General features: G+C 46.9%; 20 protein-coding genes. 2 read left to right on the top strand and 18 right to left on the bottom strand.

What is annotated here, in order from left to right:
- Positions 1-18 precede the first annotated feature (18 nt).
- From LX69_RS05645 to LX69_RS05575, 16 genes are all read right to left on the bottom strand, one after another.
- Positions 19-4,746, bottom strand: coding sequence for a hypothetical protein (locus LX69_RS05645; protein WP_111444856.1), 4,728 nt, complete (start codon positions 4,744-4,746; stop codon positions 19-21).
- A complete protein-coding gene (locus tag LX69_RS05640; RefSeq protein ID WP_111444855.1) occupies positions 4,743-5,522 on the bottom strand; it encodes a hypothetical protein in 780 nt (259 codons plus the stop codon). The genes LX69_RS05645 and LX69_RS05640 overlap by 4 nt, the downstream gene beginning before the upstream one ends.
- Positions 5,519-9,034, bottom strand: a complete 3,516-nt coding sequence (locus LX69_RS05635) for a tape measure protein (RefSeq protein WP_111444854.1) — start codon at positions 9,032-9,034, stop codon at positions 5,519-5,521. The genes LX69_RS05640 and LX69_RS05635 overlap by 4 nt, the downstream gene beginning before the upstream one ends.
- Positions 9,035-9,045: 11 nt before the next feature.
- Positions 9,046-9,312, bottom strand: coding sequence for a hypothetical protein (locus LX69_RS05630; protein ID WP_146260648.1), 267 nt, complete (start codon positions 9,310-9,312; stop codon positions 9,046-9,048).
- 2 nt (positions 9,313-9,314) lie between these two features.
- Entirely contained in the window at positions 9,315-9,449 is a 135-nt protein-coding gene (locus tag LX69_RS18230; protein WP_262509751.1) for a hypothetical protein, read from the bottom strand.
- A 41-nt stretch (positions 9,450-9,490) separates the two neighbouring features.
- Positions 9,491-9,961, bottom strand: coding sequence for a hypothetical protein (locus tag LX69_RS05625; protein WP_111444852.1), 471 nt, complete (start codon positions 9,959-9,961; stop codon positions 9,491-9,493).
- Positions 9,958-10,359 (bottom strand): N-acetylmuramoyl-L-alanine amidase, encoded by a 402-nt coding sequence (locus LX69_RS05620; RefSeq protein WP_111444851.1) that lies wholly within the window; start codon positions 10,357-10,359, stop codon positions 9,958-9,960. Before LX69_RS05620 ends, LX69_RS05625 begins: the two co-directional genes overlap by 4 nt.
- The gene (locus tag LX69_RS05615; protein ID WP_111444850.1) at positions 10,343-10,723 is read right to left on the bottom strand and encodes a hypothetical protein; all 381 of its coding nucleotides are present in this window, start codon (positions 10,721-10,723) and stop codon (positions 10,343-10,345) included. Before LX69_RS05615 ends, LX69_RS05620 begins: the two co-directional genes overlap by 17 nt.
- A 62-nt stretch (positions 10,724-10,785) precedes the next feature.
- Positions 10,786-11,289: a hypothetical protein gene (locus LX69_RS05610; RefSeq protein ID WP_111444849.1), complete on the bottom strand. Its 504-nt coding sequence runs from the start codon at positions 11,287-11,289 to the stop codon at positions 10,786-10,788.
- Between the two features lie 2 nt (positions 11,290-11,291).
- Complete coding sequence (locus LX69_RS05605; protein ID WP_111444848.1) at positions 11,292-11,669, bottom strand: hypothetical protein; 378 nt, start codon at positions 11,667-11,669, stop codon at positions 11,292-11,294.
- 2 nt (positions 11,670-11,671) lie between these two features.
- Complete coding sequence (locus tag LX69_RS05600) at positions 11,672-12,166, bottom strand: hypothetical protein (protein WP_111444847.1); 495 nt, start codon at positions 12,164-12,166, stop codon at positions 11,672-11,674.
- Positions 12,157-12,468, bottom strand: coding sequence for a hypothetical protein (locus LX69_RS05595; protein WP_111444846.1), 312 nt, complete (start codon positions 12,466-12,468; stop codon positions 12,157-12,159). Before LX69_RS05595 ends, LX69_RS05600 begins: the two co-directional genes overlap by 10 nt.
- 2 nt (positions 12,469-12,470) lie before the next feature.
- The gene (locus LX69_RS05590; protein ID WP_111444845.1) at positions 12,471-12,791 is read right to left on the bottom strand and encodes a DUF6706 family protein; all 321 of its coding nucleotides are present in this window, start codon (positions 12,789-12,791) and stop codon (positions 12,471-12,473) included.
- Positions 12,792-12,833: 42 nt separating this feature from the next.
- Positions 12,834-13,922: a major capsid protein gene (locus LX69_RS05585; protein WP_111444844.1), complete on the bottom strand. Its 1,089-nt coding sequence runs from the start codon at positions 13,920-13,922 to the stop codon at positions 12,834-12,836.
- Positions 13,923-13,929: 7 nt separating this feature from the next.
- Positions 13,930-14,460 (bottom strand): hypothetical protein, encoded by a 531-nt coding sequence (locus LX69_RS05580; RefSeq protein WP_111444843.1) that lies wholly within the window; start codon positions 14,458-14,460, stop codon positions 13,930-13,932.
- 21 nt (positions 14,461-14,481) lie between these two features.
- Entirely contained in the window at positions 14,482-15,096 is a 615-nt protein-coding gene (locus LX69_RS05575; RefSeq protein WP_111444842.1) for a hypothetical protein, read from the bottom strand.
- A 106-nt stretch (positions 15,097-15,202) separates the two neighbouring features.
- Between LX69_RS05575 and LX69_RS18335 the strand changes: the two genes are divergently transcribed.
- The gene (locus LX69_RS18335; RefSeq protein ID WP_394336309.1) at positions 15,203-15,442 is read left to right on the top strand and encodes a type II toxin-antitoxin system HicA family toxin; all 240 of its coding nucleotides are present in this window, start codon (positions 15,203-15,205) and stop codon (positions 15,440-15,442) included.
- Between the two features lie 18 nt (positions 15,443-15,460).
- The gene (locus LX69_RS05565; protein ID WP_111444841.1) at positions 15,461-15,856 is read left to right on the top strand and encodes a hypothetical protein; all 396 of its coding nucleotides are present in this window, start codon (positions 15,461-15,463) and stop codon (positions 15,854-15,856) included.
- Between the two features lie 350 nt (positions 15,857-16,206).
- Here LX69_RS05565 and LX69_RS05555 read toward each other — a convergent pair whose 3' ends face one another.
- Both LX69_RS05555 and LX69_RS05550 read right to left on the bottom strand, forming a co-directional pair.
- Positions 16,207-17,838 carry an ADP-ribosyltransferase family protein gene (locus LX69_RS05555; protein WP_111444839.1) on the bottom strand — a complete coding sequence of 544 codons (1,632 nt, stop codon included), beginning with the start codon at positions 17,836-17,838 and terminating at the stop codon, positions 16,207-16,209.
- A complete protein-coding gene (locus LX69_RS05550) occupies positions 17,838-18,488 on the bottom strand; it encodes a phage portal protein (RefSeq protein ID WP_262509752.1) in 651 nt (216 codons plus the stop codon). Before LX69_RS05550 ends, LX69_RS05555 begins: the two co-directional genes overlap by 1 nt.
- Positions 18,489-18,545 lie beyond the last annotated feature (57 nt).

Here is an 18,545-nt window from a genome sequence, read left to right as displayed (position 1 = left end):
TAACCACCCCCTTAATAATTAGTGCTGTCTATTAATTAATAACCAATAACTTCCGTCCCAAACGAACGTCATTGAATCCCCCTTACCAACTTGCTGAGCATTTGAAAAATTAATCCATGTTCCATTATTGTCATAAAACCAATAGAAATAGGGGTTACATGTTGATTCATGGTGATTTCTAAGCGTTATAATAGTACCCTTTCCCGAACTTACTGTTCCAAAGTAATCATATATGTCTCCGCTTTGTGGCAGGGATATTTTTGAATCATAATTTGTGCACTTAACATCAATGATGGAGAATTTAAGGTAATCCACACCCAATGTATATGATGTGGTAGTGATAGTGGGGTCAGCATATCCAACCATCATAGCACCGTTAATTTTAACAGCACCATACAATTCAACTTGTTTCTTCAATGTAGAATCACTGGTATCAACAGAGATTCCTGAATTATTATTCCCAAACCGAACCCACTTTCGGCCTGTATTCCCTCCACCTGTTGCTATTGTTGCAACCTGCTCTCCATCACGGAAGAACTTGATTCCACTACTACTCTCATATTTTGCGGAACTCTGAAAGAATGAAATCCATGAGTTATCCGTATTTGATGTAATCTCGAACACATTACTTGATAACTTATTGTTTGTGAACGTGAACCCTGCAATCTGATTGGTTAATCCTAACTTGAACACACTACTACCACTCACCACACCATTCAACCCCCAGTCACTATCACCATCAATTCCATAACCCATTCTGACATAGTTTGACGTGTCCTTGTAGGCGTGAAACATCTTATAATTGCCTTCATTATACAACCCAAGACCGGCACCAGCACCCCAGTCAGCACCAGCCCATAGACGGGTTGCCGAGAAATTGAACCCTGCGATCAGTGCTATTATTTCACCGCTACTTGTATTTTTTGATATCTCGAACAGTGTTTGATTATTGTGAAAGAAATTAAAACCTATCTTACTATCCCACGCCACACCGTGTCTAAGTATCTTTCCCATTGACACATTACCATATACACCAGCACCATTATTCCACGCTGCATACATCCCAGGAAAGTCATTGTATGATTCTTTCCCTATCGCAACACCTTGACCATTAGAGATGTTGTTGAGAAATGATTCATCGCCACCCAGCATCCAATCATCTTTGATTGTGAAATTAGCTATTCGACCATATTTGGCGACAATACCACCCGTTAAATATGCGTTTTCGGCATATAACCCAAAGCCGCTGAGTTGTCCATAATTAGCATCAACAATCCCGCTGAGTTGTCCCAATCGTGCCTTTGTCCGCTTATTACCAAGTACATATGTACGACCGTCATATGTCTCAACGTACTCACCGTGGATGATGTAGTTGTGGATACAGTACCAGTTAACGCCATCTGCGGATACTTCTGTTTTAGTATGGTGGTAGGTGCGATTGTCATAGTAATAATGCCATACTTTAACCTTTTCAATATCATATTCTACTTGCAAATCAACAACAACATACTCATCACCACCAAGTGATTGTGTACCGCAAGCCTCCCAATTGAGTGAGTTATTGGTTAAATTGGATGGATTAGTTAGTGTATTACTTCCCCATGCTGGTTTTTGATAGGCTTGATTAACTCCATTATAATCAATTGCTTGAATCTCTATCCAGTGATTACCGCCATCAATGCTATTACCACACATCCAATCACGAATATATCTTATCTTGTTGGGTGCGTTAATTGTTGTATAGTCACCATCAATTACATCCATAAATGGTGCTGATTGGTCTGAGCTTGTCAAGTATAATGCGCCTTGTCTATTAGTATCTGATACAGATGAGATTCTGACAAAATCATAGACTTGTCCAGCAACTAACTGACTATCACCTTCTAATAGTGGTTTTTGAAGGCCGAAGCCTGAATTAGCATAACCACTCAAGTCTTTAACGATACCTACCAATTTCTTTACATTTTTCCCATCAAAAACTTGACATTGAACAATATCACCTTCTCTGAACGGACGTGGTGAACGACCTCCATCGTCATCAAATGTAAAATCGTAGAAACTACCTGATTTTACATAAATCGCCTTGCATGAATCACTCACCCATAGTGACCCGTTCGTTGCTCTAACCTGATTTACAACCAATTCATATACATTCATTGAACCTCTCACATAGAGATTATCAACGGTTAGTGTGGCTTGGGCAGTATTGCCGTATTCAAGCTGCCAACCCATACCAGCGAAACCACTTGAATACGATATGCTTGATAGATTATTTTGAAATCTTGACTTGTGAAGGAAGTCTATTTGCCCCAGACCAGATTCAATTATACGGCTGGTGAAGTCTCCTGCATTATTTCCGTAATGGAAATCAATGTAAGGGGTTGATGCATGGTATATTTCAATTCCACCACTATTATTCAAAACAACGCCACTTGCCCCGTCACCTGCTGTTATTGTGTTTTTTGTCACCAATCGTCCATCGGTTGTGAGTGATGCAACGTTCTGACCGTTAGCACGATTGGCGAATATCCAACCCCATGCCGTGCCATCGTTGTTCATGGTTAGATAGGTTGCATGTTTATCGGACGCTGTTGGAATGTGGCCATGGCCACCAAGTACATTGGTGTTTGCGAAGAACATTCCATAATTTATAATTCCATTTACGTTGCTATAACCATCCCATAGACTGATTCCAACGGGGCTATTACTATTTGTTTTTGCAATCCCGATACCGCCACCTACCAACAGATTACCAGCATCCCCCATAATACTAACGCCTTGACTACCTAATTGGATAGCACCAACCGTTTGATTCTGTTCACCATATACCCCAAGGGTGTTGGGCACATTGACATCATATAACCCTACATCATCACCGCCTTGGAGAAACTTACCCCCATTGACAGGAATTGTAACACACTGATTGAATGTCCATGCCCCAGTTATAGTTGCGTTCTCATTGTACTTAGGTCTGTTATTAATCTGACCTTGAATTTTTTGAATGGCTGCCAGTATCGTATCGGATGCCACAACTGCGACATCGGTGCCAACCACATAACCGGTTAATAGGGCATTGAGAATATTAGCACCGGTCATGATTTGATTACCGTCGATGTACCACACCCCGTTGGTGTTACTGCGGTAAAGGCGTGATAACACAGTGCCGCTGTCGTTGCTGATGGCGATGCCGGGATAGGCAATGGATGTGGGGGCATGGAGTTGTCCTCTGAAGGTGAGTTTCGGTTCAATGCGTTCGACACCTGCGGTTCCCTTGATTTCAAAATATTGCCTGAAAAACGCACTCGCCGCACTTCCGGCTATCGACGACGATTTCTCCGTTGCCGACTTGGCCGTGTTGATGGCTTCCTGCACCTTCTTCGATATCTTCTTATCCCAGCGCTCTTCGAGGATGTTGCTTATTTCGCACTTCACCCGGTAGGGGTTCGCAATGTCCTTCTCAATTGACGTGATGCGAATCTGGCGGTCGATGCCCAGCGCCGAGTCAATTATGCGCACCACATCGCCCAGGTTGAGCGTGATGGCATTGTTGCGCAAATATCGAGGGTCGAGGTCAAGGCGGTACTTCACCCGCAGCTTCGAGTAGTAAGCCATCCAGTCGGCTGCCTTGGCTGCCAGTTCGGCTTCGGCCGCTGCCACGTAAGCCGACGGCATCATGATGTCGATAAACGTGAACTGGTCACCCACACGGGGCATGAAGCTCGCATTCGGCCACACCCCGCCAAACTCATCGGTGTAAGTAATGAGTGTGATGGTGCGAGTGGCGTGGTCGTAACTCTTAATCTCAAATTCCTGCGATTGCAGATCGCCCGACTTAAAGAACACCTTACCTGTGATCCCCTCCATCAACTGAAGTTCCACGTCAAAGTCAATCTGCGGGCAGGTAAAAGAGTGGGTGCGGGTAGTCGTGTTGTTGCTCACCGTGGCGATCGTACCTGTGAAGTGCGGCCACACATCCTCAAAAATCACCTGCTTCTCCACCACTTTGGCAAATTCCCCAAAGTTGTCAATGCGGTTCGTGCCTGTGGCAGGGTTGGTAAACATCAGGCGGGTTTCACCGTTGCGGTAGGTGTAGTCGATGTTCTTTGTCGATCCCCAAAACCAGCCACGTGTCACGGTGTTGTCGCTGTCCACATTCTCGCGGGTAAGCTGGTACAACCCTTTCCCTTTGCCGTGCTCGAATACCAACGACGTGGCGGTTTCGTAGATGTCGTAAAAGGCGATTTGCTTACCGATGACCACAAACTCCACGTCAAAATCATCGGCCAGTCGATTCATTACCGCCCGGCATGTCTCGCCGTCAAAGGTCATCAATTTGCGCTCGGTGGTGGGGATGCTCCCCTTCGTCCACCCGCTGTCAATGCCGTTGATGTTTTCCAGCAACACATCCACAAACCCGTTCAGGTCGTCAACAAGGGCAAAGTCACCACGACCCGTCACTGGTTGTTGAAACAACTTATTGAGCAGGGTGTAGATGTTGGCTTCAAACACGAGCCTGAATTGATACTCCACCTCACTGCGTTTCTCAAGTGTGGCAGGTTGGTTGAGGTAGTAGTTTCGATTCTCGAAGATGATGTAGTCCCCAATCTGCACCGGCATACTGCCTGTGGTTTGCACCACCTCCATGGTGATTTCATCAACCCCCTGCATGTTGCGCTTGCACTCGGCATTGTCGGCCACCGGGAGGGTGGTCACCACACTGCCGGCTCTGTATATGTTGATGTTCATTGTACCTCCCTGAATTTAAGTGTGAGTTCGGCAAACACCTTCCCGTTGATGATGTTCACCCGCTTGCAGTTCACCCCGTCTCGCACGTATCCTTTAAAAATAGAAGAGTCGGGGAATGTCACCGTTCTTGTGCCGGCACCGGCCAGTAAGCCGTAAAGCTTTTGCAGCTTGTTCCAGAAATCGGCTTTTGCGGTGCCTCTCAACAGGCATTCAATGGTCAATTCTCGTGCTTCTCGATAGGTGGTGATGGTGTAGAAAGCCGTCGTGTTGACCTCGATTCGCTTAGGTGTGTCGAGATAATCAGATGATTTCAAGGCGCTCAACCCAAAGTCCTTGAAGTTGTAACCGTCAATCCTCCAGCCCGTGCCCCCTGTGGCGCCCGATGGTGTGCCAAACAGTACCGTTTCCTGCCACAGATTCACTTCCACGGTCGCCGCCTGGGCGTTGACTTTCGTCACCTTGATGTCGTCCTTCAGGATGACGCTAAAGCTCGAAAAGTCGGTGCCAAGCGTGAGCGTATTTGTCTTGAGGTAACTCGCAAACGCATCCACAACGGTTTTAATTGACCCCGTGGCCAGTGCCCTGATGGTGATGGTTCGCCCGTCAAACACGATGTCGGCAGCATCGGTAAAGGCTTCGATGCTCGTGCCCCAACTGCGCTCCGTGTCGCCTTTGCGTTTTGGCATGTCAAAGATGCCTTTCACGCTTAGCGTGTCATCCCACCGTATCGGTTTCAACCCCCAGTAGGTGAGGGGATGTGTGTTGATCGTGATCATCCTTCGCCCCTCCGGTTGTTTGATGTGTTGGTTTTAATCGACCTCAATTCTGTTATCGCATTGTTGAGCGCTGCCACCGTCGCTTCTGTCGCCACGGCTGTCCGTCCCGTGTTGAGCTCTATGGCGATCATCTGATTCAACTGCTGCACGTTGTTGGCAAGGTTTAGCTGCATGTTGTCGCGGATGCTGCGGGTGTCGAGGCTCATCACGTTGAACAGCCCGGCCAATCGCGAAGCGGTTTCCTCGGTCATCTCCTTGCGGATGCCTCCGGCCAAGCCGCTTTCGGTGGAGTCGGTGTCGGAGCTGAATAAATCCTCTCCGTACATGTTGCGGAAAGCATCGGTGTAGATTTTCATCCCCTTTTCAGCTGCTTCGGCTGCCGTTTGTGTCGCTGCATTAATGTCGTCCTGTTCGTCCTGTGTTACCAGCCCGTCAGTCATCGCTTCGCCTATCTTCGTCACTATATTGGCTGCCGCTGCCGTGACATATGTGTTTTTGAACGATTCAATCAATGCGTTCTTCATCGAGTCCTTGGTGTGCTCGGCCAAGCTGTCGGCTGCCGATTGGCCGTTTCGGAATCCCTCAACGATGGAATCGGTGATGGCATCGGTTGTGGTTCCGGAGGCTTCTTCGTAGAACTCGGCAAGTTGTTTTTTCTTGGCTGTATATTCGTCGATGAGATTTTGTATGTCTTCCAGATTCTTAACATTGAGACCATGGTTGACCATTTGCTCCACAGAGTTGTACTCGTCAATATTCTTCTTAATCTGATTGATACCAATGGCAAACATGTTACTACCCGTCAGATCCTCCGTATTGTACTTACCTCGTCCTTCCATTAATCTGATCAAGTCTTCGGCTCCTTTGACGGATACTTGATATTGCCCTAGTTCGCCAAACTTAATCTGTGTTGCTTTTGCCTTTGCATCTAAGTTGGCAATCTGTTCTTCTATTAGATTCTGTGTGTCTACCTGCGCCTGCGTCCTGTCAGTGCCCGAGAGTGTGTTCATCAGTTCAATCTGATATTCCAACGCTCTGTTTTGAAGCTCGTATTGTTGTCGTGTGTTCTCGGCTCGTCGGGCAGCTTCGGCCTGTTTGGCGGCTGAGTCGTCAAACAGTGAACTCACTGTGGCCATCACTCCTACAGCTCCAACGGCTGCCCCTAAGTAATCTCCACTTGCCATTCCTGCCACCACATTCCCCACATTTCCCACAATATCGGCGGTCGATTGCAAGGCCTTCCCCAGTTCTTCATCCATCTGACCGGCATAGCGAGCCATCTCGCTCATTGCGTTGGCGCCTTCGATGAGACCGGCACCAATTTCGGCCTTACTCAGCATACCCATTTCTTTCCGCAACTTCTCTGCGTTCAGCTTTGCTTTCTCTGAGTAGTCGGCGAGCTTCTTAAACTCAAGCGGCACAGCGGCGCTTCTCTTGATATCCGTCACCTTCACTTTTGATGTGTCGGTGTTGCCGGACATTGATTTAAAGTCTTCCTTCCCATTGAGGATGACGCCTCCTTTGGCGGCTGCCTGGTAAATGGCGGCTGTGGCATCTACATTCCCTTTGTGTACCTGTAGCTGTTTGTTGAGGTATGCTTTGTAATCATCCCCCTGCTTCTTTAAGTTGGCATAGTATTTTTCAAGTGCCTTTTCGTCCTCGGGGCGGGCGTTTTTCATCGCCTCCACGTAGTCGTCGTAGGCTTTCTTTTGCTCGGCCAATGTCTTGCGGTACTTGTCGCCGTCGTAGGCATTGTCCTTATCTTCACCTCCCGTTTTGCCGTCTTCCACCTTTGGGGGTTCCGTTTTGTCAATGATGCCAATTTTTTTTAAATAGGCATCATAAGTGGCATTCAGGTCTTCCATAGCCTTTTGCTCTGACTGCCGCGCATTGATTGTTTCGGTAACAGCATACCCCAGGTCAATCACGGCTCGATCTGACCCTGCTATGTTTATGCCATTTTGACCTAATTTCCCCCATATTGATTCAAAATCGAAACGCGCCCCTGCTCCAATGTTTGTCTTTGATAACTCCTCAATATATGCATCTATGGCAGCAGATGCCGCCCCTTTTGCTGCACTTGACGCAGATGTCTTATCGAAAATCTTTTTGAGCGACTTTGAATATGATTCTTCTGCTTCTTTTACAGCATCCTTATAGCTGGTTAATTCCTTTTCCTGCGATTTAAGCGCCATGTTTTTCGCAATGGCAACCGTCGCGGCTTCTTGTGCTTTCTGGATATCTTCTAACGAGGATTTTTCAGTCAAAAGATTTCCTAAATATTCCCCATACTTGCTGTTGATATTCTCAATAGCGATGCGTCTTGCTTCTGTTCCTTCTGCGGTTCCTTTGAGCGCTTTAAAGTTGCCTTCAACGGATTTTAGTTCGTCGTCTAGGTTTCGCTTAAAATCAGCACTAACACCAATGGATTCCTTCGTTGTTTTATTGAGGAATATCATTGCTGCTACCAATCCCGTAATTGCGGTTGCGACTGCAACATATGGATTGATTAATGTTGCTCTATTAAAAGCAATTTGGTTGGCTGTGGCCACACCTAAAGCTCGTGCCATCTTGATGTACTCTTGCACTTGTGTAGCTACCAGTTTTGCCTTTTCAGCCATCGCAACTGCTACTATTGCACCTTTGTATGTGCCATAGGCGGTTATAATCAGCCCCAGAATTTTTAGAACCACTTCATAATTCTCAACCAACGATGTTAACCCTGAAATGCCACCCGAAATCATGCCTTGACTGGATGTCCCGACATCATTCAACATCCTATCCCAAGCATCACCAAGGTTCGACAGCTGCCCGGTGAGCGATTCAGCCTGTTTCTCCATCATGTTGGCAAACTGGCCGCCCTCGTTGGTCATGTTCACGATGGCCTGTTGCAGTTCGCCAAAGCCAATCTTGCCCTGTTCGGCCATCTTATAAATGGCATCGTCGGTGGTGCCAATCACTTTCGCCAGTTCGCTGATGATGGGAACACCGCGCTCGGCAAACTGATTCAGCTCTTCAGCCTGCATCTTGCCTTTTGCCGATACCTTGCCATAAGCCGATATCAAATCGCCAACAGGCACCGATACCCCGGCGGCCACATCACCAATGCGGCGCAACGTATCGGGGATTTGCTCAGCTGGTGTTTTAAACGCCAATAACTGTTTGGCACCCTGCCCTAGTTCGGTGAGTGAGAATGGCGTTTTAGCGGCCAGTTGAACCACATTAGCCATTAGCTTGTCTGCTTGCTCCTTATTGCCAAGCATGGTTTGCAGGGCGATGTCGAGCTGTTGAAATTCGCCCCGCACGGCAATCACCTGGTCCAGGAATCCTTTGGCGGCCGTCAATGTGAAATAGCCGGCCATGGCTGCACCAATCTTTTTAAATGTGGCATCCATTTCTTGCCCACTCGATGATGCTGATTGAGTAGTCCTTTGAAAGCGCGCTTCCATTTCGGCGAGTTCTCTTCTTATTTGGCTGATGTCTATGTGGGCTTCAAATTGCAGGCTTGACATAATTGGCTGTTTTAATTGTTCGACACGATTGGGAAAGATGGCAGGTTCATGGTTTTGGCCATCGCCACGTTGTTATGCAGTTGAATGAGTGCGTTGATGTGATCCGTTAATTCGGGGTATCTGTCCCGAATTGGCTTTAAGTCGTGTTGTTTTAACCTTTCGTGCCAGTCTGCATCTATGCGCGAAGCAATAAAAGCAACGGTTTTAGCACTCAGGCGTTCCGCTTCGGCTATTAGCGTGGCTCTGACAATGGATTGGCTGATATCCGGATTGGTCATGTTCATTTCTGTTTTGCGAATTTCTTTAGCATGTTAATCTCGTCTTCCGGGGCGACCTCCACCACGTCGTCATTGGTCTTGTCGTAGTCATACCACGGCATGTCGCTCATCATCATTTGCAGGTTTACCCAGCTCACTTGCCATAAAATATAGTCCACCGTGTAGCCGAAACTTTTAGCTATTCCGGCAATGCTTCCCCAGATGGTTTTTCCTCCCCGGCTGCCTTTGTGCTTCTCAGGATGTTCGCTCCGCTTATCAACTGCATAGTGAAAAAAAAAGCCTCCGTGTTCATCTGCTTTACCAGTACCGATGTGAGTTGAAATATCTCCCCTGCGTTGAGGTGCCACAGCAGGAAGTAACTCAATCGCCACTCCTTCCATCGTGCCAACAGGTTCCACCACGCCGGTCGGGCGTTGGTAATGCCAATGGCCAGCAATCGGCACAAGGGTTTCATGTTGCCGCTATTGCCAAGCATGGCCGGAACCACAGCCTGATTCCCATCGATATGGGCAAACCCCGCCGAAATGGTGCTCATGCGTATAATCGTCCCAAGCGTCAGCCCGGTAATTTCAAACGGCTTCCCGTTGACGGAAAACCGCACCGGCTGCTCCGTGAGGGTGCGGCCGGCTTTAGTTTCGGTGGTGTTCATTTAAACTCGTTTTTAACGTTAAAACAAGGACATGCTTTCCTTGCAAATTCGTTGTGCCCGTGAATTGTTGCTTGAGGGTATTTCTTTTTAAGCTCTCTTATCAATAGGTGCATGGCCGATATTTGTTTAGTGGTGCGTGTGTCCATTGGTTTTCCGTTGTGATCCAGTCCTCCTATATAGCAGATGCCAATGCTGATGCTGTTCTGTCCTTCACAATGCGCACCTACTTGGGTTTCATCACGTCCTTTTTCCACACTGCCATCGAGGCCGATTACATAGTGATACCCTATCATGGCGAAGCCTCTTTGCCGGTGCCATTTGTCAATTTCAGCAGCAGAAACGACGCGCCCATCCGGGGTTGCTGAACAGTGGATGATAATCTTATTGATTGATCTCATTTGGTTTTAGGATTAGATGTCCGTGAACTGTTTTTATCTGATCTATCATTTGTTCCATGTTTTCTGGTGTGATTTTGTCCAGTAGTAGCACAATCTTATGGTTGATCGCTGTCAGTCGCGCCACCTCTCGGCGTAACATCTCCATTTGGGCATTCATCTCGCCTTGATAGGTCTTGTAGTCCTCCAATTCGGACTTCAACGACTCACACATCTCTCTCCATATCTTCACCGCTTCTTGCACGTTATCTAACTCAGATGTCTTTGCATCCGCTTCAGCTTTTTTTCGTGTCGATCTCATTGTTAAGAGAGAAACCAAAAAACCTCCTCCAAATACGAGATTCAACAATAGGCTGATAAATTCCATGTTCATGGTGTTTTAATTTAAAGCCCCGGACAGAGCCGGGGCAGGGTTAAGGATTGTTGCCGTTAATCGGGAATGACGATTGAGTATGGCGAACCGCCATCGCCCGGGTCAAGAGCGGTTAGTTTAATGCTCATCATCAACAATTCCTCTTTACCCATTGCCCCGTCAAAGCGAGCTACAACAGAGGCTTTGGGGATGAGCACCTTTACACCGCTGGCCGTTTCCAGCTCAACAGCCAGTTTAATGATGGATGAACTCCCTGGGGCTGCCCAGGTGTCGGAGGTTTCCCCTGCCGTAACCGTTCCTCCTTTTACCTTGGTGATGATGGCAGGTGCAATGTCGTAGCATTGCCATTCTGCTGTTAATTGGGAGTCTTCGGCAATCACCTGCTCAACAGGTGCCGATTGTTCCTCCACATAAAACTCTTTGAGCGATGCTTCTGATTCGCTCAGCTTCAATGAGCCTTTCACCGTCATCGCGAATTGTTCCAATACAGCAGGCATGGCAACCGTTCCCGTAGGGGTGCCGAATTTTACCGTCTTCAGTCCAAATGAATATTTTGCCATTGTTATAAATCAATTAGTTTGCACATTAATTTGATGTTTGCGTAATGTTCTTTCAGGGCTTCTTCGCGCTCAATGCCCTGCGAAACGTAGTATAGTGCCATGTCGTTGGTGTCAATCTCTTCGAGCATGCCCGCATACTGAGTGCTCAGTTCTTCCAACCGTTTTGTGTTGGCAACCGTGGTTCCGTCTGAGATTTTGATGTCAGCAACATGGATGTTGACATTGACAAAGCATTTTTTGAGTTCCACCCCTGTCATGGGCATCGCGTTCACCACCACATATTCGCTATGAGTCCCCAGTTTGTTCAACTTGAAAACTGGTAGTGCCCCGGTTTTAACCAGGTCGTAAACCCGCTGTATGACTTCGAATGTGGTTCTCATTGTCAAAAATTGGTGTCAAAATCAATGTTCATCCCCTTCTTCCCCAGTTGTTTGCTGAATTTTTTCAATCTATCACTGAGGTTTATAAGGGTTGTTTCCTTTTGCGATGAAATCACGTTATATCCTTTCGATTCCAAAGCCGAAGCATATTCCATCCCTGCAACACCAATCAACCGATATCCTGTTCCACTTTGCCTGGCTCTTAGAGCTGCAAGACCCGCCGACATTCCTTGTCCTGTTCCATCAATGTTCTGCTCAATCACTTCATTATCTCTCATGATAACATAGCCTATTGAGCTTCTAAGATTGGCAGTCTGATCTTTGTAGTCTCCTTTAGGGAAAGCAGAAGATGAGATGTTAAGGCCATTTTTTGCATCGGTCACAAATTCATTTCCACATCGCTTCATAATGCGGATGATGTTCGCTTCAATGGCAATTAGGTCGCTCTTTAATGCTTTCTCGATATCTGAATACCTAAAACTTCCCCTTATACCCATAACCGTGAGTTTAGCTGTCCATTGCTGTGACGTTTCACACTGCCTTTAATGGTCATGTTGCCAATGATGATTTCGGCTTCTGAGTTGGCCGAAATATCCGTTTCCATCTTGGGTAGATATACTGTGAATGAGTAATTCATTTCACTGCCATCGTCACCTCTCAGCAGTTGCCCAGTGCCGTTGGCTTCGGCTCGGCACGTTCCGGTGAAAACTACCGTTGTCGCGCCTTCTGTTGGATTTCCATCCCCATCTATGCCGGTTGCTCCCTTTGCTGTGATGGTGATAGAATGGGGGTATTGCATTACTACCATAGGTTGGATGCATTTGAAATGGCTGGCTCATCGTCTTTGAGTGGGTTTGGCTCCCCGTAAACTCCGTAAATCTTGCCCGCAATCTTCACGAAATTGGTTTTATCGGTGATGCTTAGTTGATACCCTCCCTCGGACACGTTTACCGAAGTGGCTAGCACGATATACACATCGGCCATGGCCAGTTCAAAATTTCGGTTCTTCCCGCTATATTCCTCCGTTGGCTGAATGGCTCTGTCGGTCAATGCGGTTAAAAATGTGTTCTCCGATAATGGATAACCGGCAACTTTCGATTTTAAGGCTTCAAGGTTCGTCATGGCTCAAAAGGTAAGGGCAGGGTGTTATCCCTGCCCGTTGGGTCAGGCTTTGGTTTCGGTGTTGAGGATAAAGATGGAATCAATGGCCTCGATGCCTGGGAAGGCGTTCAGCTCCACGGCTGTGTATTCGCCAAATGGGTCGTTTTGCGACCACTTGGAAATTAACGACCGTTCGTATTTGGCATACGACACACCTGCCACAGGCTTCATTTCCTCGATGCAAACCGCATTATGCACAATGCCCAATTTACCTGACGGGATAAGAACGGCAGCTGTATCCTCGAACGGACGTTGCACACTGATCTTTCCGTCTTTCTCAATACCAATGGCTTCATTAACCAATTCAATGGTTGGGAGCAAGTTGGCCTGAAGGTATTCGTTCACCTGAGCAAAGGTGGGCAGCAGCTTTTGGTTGGTGTTCAACCTGAAGAAGCCGTTCAGCATCTTGATGGTTTCATCGCACTTCTGGAACTTCCAGAATGTATTGCGAGTCATCAAGATTTTCTCAAACGCAATTCCTCTTTCCTCGGCTGCGTCCACGGCATTTTTAATGTCGGTAACTGGCGTGGCGGTTGCTGAAACGGACCACTTTTCACTGACGCTGCGTTTGTTTTCGGCAGGCATCAGCAGGTCAATTTCTCCGGTCACAATCCCATCGGGGTTGTTGGTCAACGAAAGGTTGATTTTCCCTGTTGAAATCCCTTGCAGTACCATGAAGTCAAGGCGTTTCAGAGATGCATCACCCACCTTTTTCACGTCGTTGAACAACAGGTCGAGCAACGCTTTGAGCTTGGTGCCATCGTTTACGCTCATGGCTTTAAGCATTTCCCAGTCACGGTAGTCGCTCTCGGTCATGGCGAATTTCTCCTTGATGGCTGGTACTTCACCGCGAAGTTTCTCCAATCCGGGACGGCCACGGAGCGGGGCAGAGGCGCTGCGATCAACCACAGAAGCAGCGGCTTCGATTCTTGAACGACCAATGGCTGTTTCAAAGGTTAGGGTGGTTTTTGGTGTGCCCCAATCTAAATATTTGGTGAACCACACGGGCGCGAACTTGTCTTTCGCGGTGTCGATCATCACCTGCATTTTCTCGGAATAGGGACCGAAAATGGATTTAATTCTATCTGCCATTGTTTAATTAATAAGAGTTTGACAAAATGAGAGTTGCAGGAAGTTGTTCCTGTGCCACTGGAGGGATACGACGTGCGTAAGCAGTGCCGCGAATCACAACCGAGAGGGTTGCATTTTCTTCAGCTGTTATAGCATCAAATCCTAACCCAGTGGTTTTACCTGTTGTGGCATGAGTGGCCAAAATATCTCCGGCATCTGCCGAAACATTGGAGGCCATGGTCAGGGTGTCGTAGTCGGCATTGGCGGTATTGATGGCGTTCACGGCCACCCCATCCAGTGAATCACCAACTTTTACTTTATGCCCTTTGCTTACTTTCACTGCTATTTGTGCTGCAACCGTTTCATGCACTTTTGCTGTTCGTACATAGGTTGCTTTGCGGGTCGATTCATCATAGATGAATAGTGCGCCTTTGGGGATTTCCTCTCCCGAGGTCAATCCGGTCATGTCGAGGGTGAAACCACCCTGTGCATTCTCCAATACTTTTTGGAAAACAGGCGTTCCCTCTGTGGAATAGACTTTTTTAAATCCGATTGCCATTTTGATACGTGTTTAAAATGATTAACTCTTCGCCCATGATGCAATATCAGCATCCACGTTACTGGGGTTGCCAATGGGGTTGCGAGGGGCGTCTCCAACCACACCTTCGTTAATGAGGTGTTGCTTTACGCTGGTGTAGTCGGCTTCAATCTCGGCCAACACAGCGTCAATTTGTTCTTCGCTCTCCACCGTGCGTCCCTTGATGAAGGTGTCCGGTATCTTCTTTTCGGCCAGTTTCGACTTCAAAGAGTTATGCAGCATACCTGCTTTCTCCTTTGCTTCATAGCCGTCAAGACGCTTCCGCATCTCTTCAAGTTCCTTGGCGAGCTTGTCATCACCGCCCCCTGGGGTTGGGTTCGGATTGGGGTTTTGAATGGGTTTGCCGTTTTCGTCCAATCCGTGTTTGGCTCGGAAAGCTTCCAGCGCTTTCTTTTGGGCATCAGTAACACGTCTGTCTGTTTCGGATTGTAGGATGGTGGCAAATGAGGTCACAAGTGGTTCGACCCCGGCAATAGCGGTTTCGAGTTGTGATTCTTCGGTAACAGTTTGGCTTAAGTGGTCGGCCACCCTGTCGATTACGATGGTTGGAGTTCCGGAAAATTTGGCCCTCAACAACTGCTGTATTTTTTCTTTCATAGCACCGTGCGTTTTGACCGGCAAGTTATCCGTGGTGCTATTGAGGGCAAAGAAATGAGGGGGTTATGCTTTCACCGATTGAAAAACGGTGAATGCCTTTGCATAAATGATAGTCTTTTTACTATCTTTGCATAAACACACATCGACTCAGGTGAAAAAGTACAAGGTCAGAGAAGTGATAAGGATGTTAGAAGATGAAGGTTGGTTCCTGCACAGGCAAAAGGGAAGCCATCGGCAATTTAAACATCCAACAAAAAAAGGTGCGGTAACTGTTAATCAGAAACCGAGTGACACCATAGACCAGGAGATTTTGAACAGCATTTGGAAACAGGCCGGATGGAAATGAATCCGTAAAAATTGGAGCATGAAAAAACTAATAGTAAAAATAAGCTGGAGCGGTGACAACTACGTTGCTGCAACAGGTGAGGCAGGCGGTGCGGTATTTGCAACCTCAAAAACGTTTGAAGGGGCAAAGAAAGCCTTTGCCGATGCTTTGCAATTCCACTTAGAAGGTGATGAGGGCGATGCCCCACAGTGGCTGGTTAGTGGCGGTTACGAAACGGAATACCAACTTGAAATATCCGCCATATTGCATAATCTTGATGGGGTTGTCACACGCAGTGCAATATCTCGCGTAACCGGCATCAATGTTAAACAAATAGGCCATTATGCGATGGGCATCCGAAACCCTCGCCCCGAACAGAGGAAAAAGATCATTGAAGGGATTCACCGTTTAGGGCGTGAACTTTCCTCTGTTTAGTATTTAACTATATTTGCAAAGGACTTTGTCCTAGATGGTCACTGACCGCCGGTGGCTTATGCTGGAATGATGGCAATATTGTTCCTTGCGCCACAACAAAAGGTAGCCTTTCGAGACTACCTTTTGTTTTTCACACATCTTCATTGATGGGAATATACCGCTAATCAACTATTTCCCCTCGCTCCATTCTCACCTGTAATTCTAAAGCCTCATTCTCGGCTTCTATCCGGTCTGCCCATCCGGCAAGAGCACGGCGTTGCCGTTCCTTCTCCGCTTCGGGGAGGGCTTCCCACTCGCGCTGACGATTGTCGTCTTCTTCGCAGAATTTTTGGAAATCAAATGAGCGCATATTACAATTCCTCCATATAAATTCTATAAACCCCGTCTTCGCTTATGCTATAATCTAATACATCAAACTTTGCACCTTTATCGAAGATAATTTCCTGTTGATTTGTCCTTGTAAATTTACCATTAAACTCGGACATATCAGACACATTTTTTCCTCTTTTGCTCAGAATCGCACACGATACCTTCGTTTCACCTTTTTTTAATCGTCTAAGGTTCTGGAAGGTTTTGGCCACAACATTGTCTTTGCTTGCCGATGTAAAAAACTTATGCGTATAGCTGGCTCCTCTGGTGTGAGCATCCAAATAGGCTGATAGTTGCGCATTGTTTAATATCGACCCTCGGTACACAACTCCTTCAAAATCGGGCAATTTGTTTAACCCGCTGCTCAAAAGTTCCGAAAACGCACTGTTGAAATCATCCATCTTCCCGGTCACCAACGATTTATTCAAATCGCGGTAAGCCATGGTATTACTTCGAGTGTAATGGTGTATCGCTCCAAGTTCCAAACTGGTGTGCTTGGGATATTTCTTCCTGTATTCAGGCGTATCCATCCGTTCAATGGCCTTATGGGTTGAAGGATGACGGAAAAACACCTTTCCCGCTTCCGTAAATTTTGGGGCGTTGAAAAACTGTGGATTGTACTCTGGGTTATCTTTGATGAAGTATGGGTTATCTTTCCACCCACGACTTCTAAAGGCATTTTTATCACACCAATCTTTGTAGCCTTGGGGTACGTCTTTTACTTCATTTACGCTTTTTATTCTCCCATCCCCTCCATCTAAAATGTCATCTGTTATCTTGTCGAACTCTTCATCAGTTACCAATATGGAAACCGTTTTGCAACGACACTTCGGATGCCATCCTGTGAATACAAACTCCTTCGGGTATTTTCCTGCCAAGTGGTTACAGATATCGGTAAATGGAACTCCATTCAATGTGTGGTTATTTGAAAGCTTTACTTCGATGCCAACCACTTCCGGATCGGCCAACCGCCTATGGTGCTCGCCAAGTCGATAGGCACGGTTTATTTCGGTGCCTGTCATTCGGAGGGCATTTTTGTAGCTGCTCCGATAAACGCCTTGCCCCGGATGGTAAGCAGCCGCAGCTTTACTCAAATGGAGCTGCCCGAACTCGTCACGAACTCGCCTGAATAGTTTCTCCGGATTGTTAAGATATTGCCGGACATCCCTTGATAGTTTGGCGGCACTGGCTCCTTCTTTAAAGCCAACCTGCATGGTTAATTCAATTTCGGACATGAATTGCTTTTCCCATTTCCATACCCGCTTGGATAGCCTTTTGTCCAAATCGGCCAAATACTTTGCTTTTGCTTCGTTGAATGCTTTGGTCGCATCTTTGGCCGCTTGCCCCTTCAGGAGAATTGCTGGTCGCTTGCCTGCTTCTTTTTCGTACATCATGCTCGAAACCGCCCAGGCTTCTAATGCTGCCGCTTTTATGTTGGCAGAAATCGATTCGAAATGTGATTGAACCATCGCCTCCAACTGTTTCCTGAGTGCCGGCTTTTGGCTCAAATAGAAAACCTCCGCTTCGTTGGAGGTTATTCCGTAAAGGGAGGCTATTTTCCGGATGATGGTTTGGTATGCTTTCCCAAGCCGATTGTTGTATCTTTCTTCCATCATTCAGTGGGTTCAAGTGCGTCCAGTTGACTCTCTTTTGCTTCTTCTTTTAGTATCTCTTCCAATTCCATATCGGGGTCTGATACAAACAGGTTGTTGGTGATTGCAGTTTTGCGACTCAGAACTGCTTTGCCACCCGTTGCTGTTGTGAGTGTGTCCATTTCCTCTTTATCATTTCGGGGCATGTAAGGCTTGAACACAGGCTCGATGTTGAGCAGTTTGGCTTCCGCTTCTAACGATGTGTCAACGGCCTTAGAACAGATGGCTTTAATCAAGTTTAAACGGCGTTGAAACATTTCACCGAACAGCTCAATTTTATTTTCCACCTTCATGTGAGCGTCCATAAACATGAGCTTTAAAGCCACCCCCGATAGGTTCCCCAATCCCTTCATTTGACTGAATGAGATGTTGGGTGTTTGAGTGCACGTGTAGATAAGTTCCAATAAGGTTTCAATTTCAAGTTTCACGCTTTCGGGGGCGTGATCCCATGACAAGTACTCGGCATTTCCCTCTTTTTCAATTTGTAAAACTTTCCCTTGCTCTCCCTTTTCGGCAAGCCCCAACACCTTACCTGTCACTGCAATCATTGGCGACCCAAAGTAGTCGTTGGTGTCGGCAAAGTTGGATAGAAGCGTTTCCAATCGGTTGATTAACCCATTTTGCAGCTATCCTAAAGCCAGCGCCTGTATTTCAATGAATTGTTCATT

The organism is Breznakibacter xylanolyticus, from assembly GCF_003254275.1.
Classification (GTDB): domain Bacteria; phylum Bacteroidota; class Bacteroidia; order Bacteroidales; family Marinilabiliaceae; genus Breznakibacter; species Breznakibacter xylanolyticus.
The sequence above is the reverse complement of the archived record's forward strand: the minus strand, read 5'-3'. Positions and strand labels throughout refer to the sequence as shown.

Bases quoted from the DNA above. Each gene is read 5' to 3' on its own strand.
- LX69_RS05625 (WP_111444852.1), bottom strand. From the start codon at position 9,961: ATGAACACCACCGAAACTAAAGCCGGCCGCACCCTCACGGAGCAGCCG.
- LX69_RS05600 (WP_111444847.1), bottom strand. From the start codon at position 12,166: ATGGGTATAAGGGGAAGTTTTAGGTATTCAGATATCGAGAAAGCATTA.
- LX69_RS05595 (WP_111444846.1), bottom strand. From the start codon at position 12,468: ATGCAATACCCCCATTCTATCACCATCACAGCAAAGGGAGCAACCGGC.
- LX69_RS05645 (WP_111444856.1), bottom strand. From the start codon at position 4,746: ATGAACATCAACATATACAGAGCCGGCAGTGTGGTGACCACCCTCCCG.
- LX69_RS05605 (WP_111444848.1), bottom strand. From the start codon at position 11,669: ATGAGAACCACATTCGAAGTCATACAGCGGGTTTACGACCTGGTTAAA.
- LX69_RS05635 (WP_111444854.1), bottom strand. From the start codon at position 9,034: ATGTCAAGCCTGCAATTTGAAGCCCACATAGACATCAGCCAAATAAGA.
- LX69_RS05590 (WP_111444845.1), bottom strand. From the start codon at position 12,791: ATGACGAACCTTGAAGCCTTAAAATCGAAAGTTGCCGGTTATCCATTA.
- LX69_RS05555 (WP_111444839.1), bottom strand. From the start codon at position 17,838: ATGGAAGAAAGATACAACAATCGGCTTGGGAAAGCATACCAAACCATC.
- LX69_RS05640 (WP_111444855.1), bottom strand. From the start codon at position 5,522: ATGATCACGATCAACACACATCCCCTCACCTACTGGGGGTTGAAACCG.
- LX69_RS05575 (WP_111444842.1), bottom strand. From the start codon at position 15,096: ATGAAAGAAAAAATACAGCAGTTGTTGAGGGCCAAATTTTCCGGAACT.
- LX69_RS18335 (WP_394336309.1), top strand. From the start codon at position 15,203: ATGATAGTCTTTTTACTATCTTTGCATAAACACACATCGACTCAGGTG.
- LX69_RS05580 (WP_111444843.1), bottom strand. From the start codon at position 14,460: ATGGCAATCGGATTTAAAAAAGTCTATTCCACAGAGGGAACGCCTGTT.
- LX69_RS05585 (WP_111444844.1), bottom strand. From the start codon at position 13,922: ATGGCAGATAGAATTAAATCCATTTTCGGTCCCTATTCCGAGAAAATG.
- LX69_RS05620 (WP_111444851.1), bottom strand. From the start codon at position 10,359: ATGAGATCAATCAATAAGATTATCATCCACTGTTCAGCAACCCCGGAT.
- LX69_RS05615 (WP_111444850.1), bottom strand. From the start codon at position 10,723: ATGGAATTTATCAGCCTATTGTTGAATCTCGTATTTGGAGGAGGTTTT.
- LX69_RS05630 (WP_146260648.1), bottom strand. From the start codon at position 9,312: ATGACCAATCCGGATATCAGCCAATCCATTGTCAGAGCCACGCTAATA.
- LX69_RS05610 (WP_111444849.1), bottom strand. From the start codon at position 11,289: ATGGCAAAATATTCATTTGGACTGAAGACGGTAAAATTCGGCACCCCT.
- LX69_RS05565 (WP_111444841.1), top strand. From the start codon at position 15,461: ATGAAAAAACTAATAGTAAAAATAAGCTGGAGCGGTGACAACTACGTT.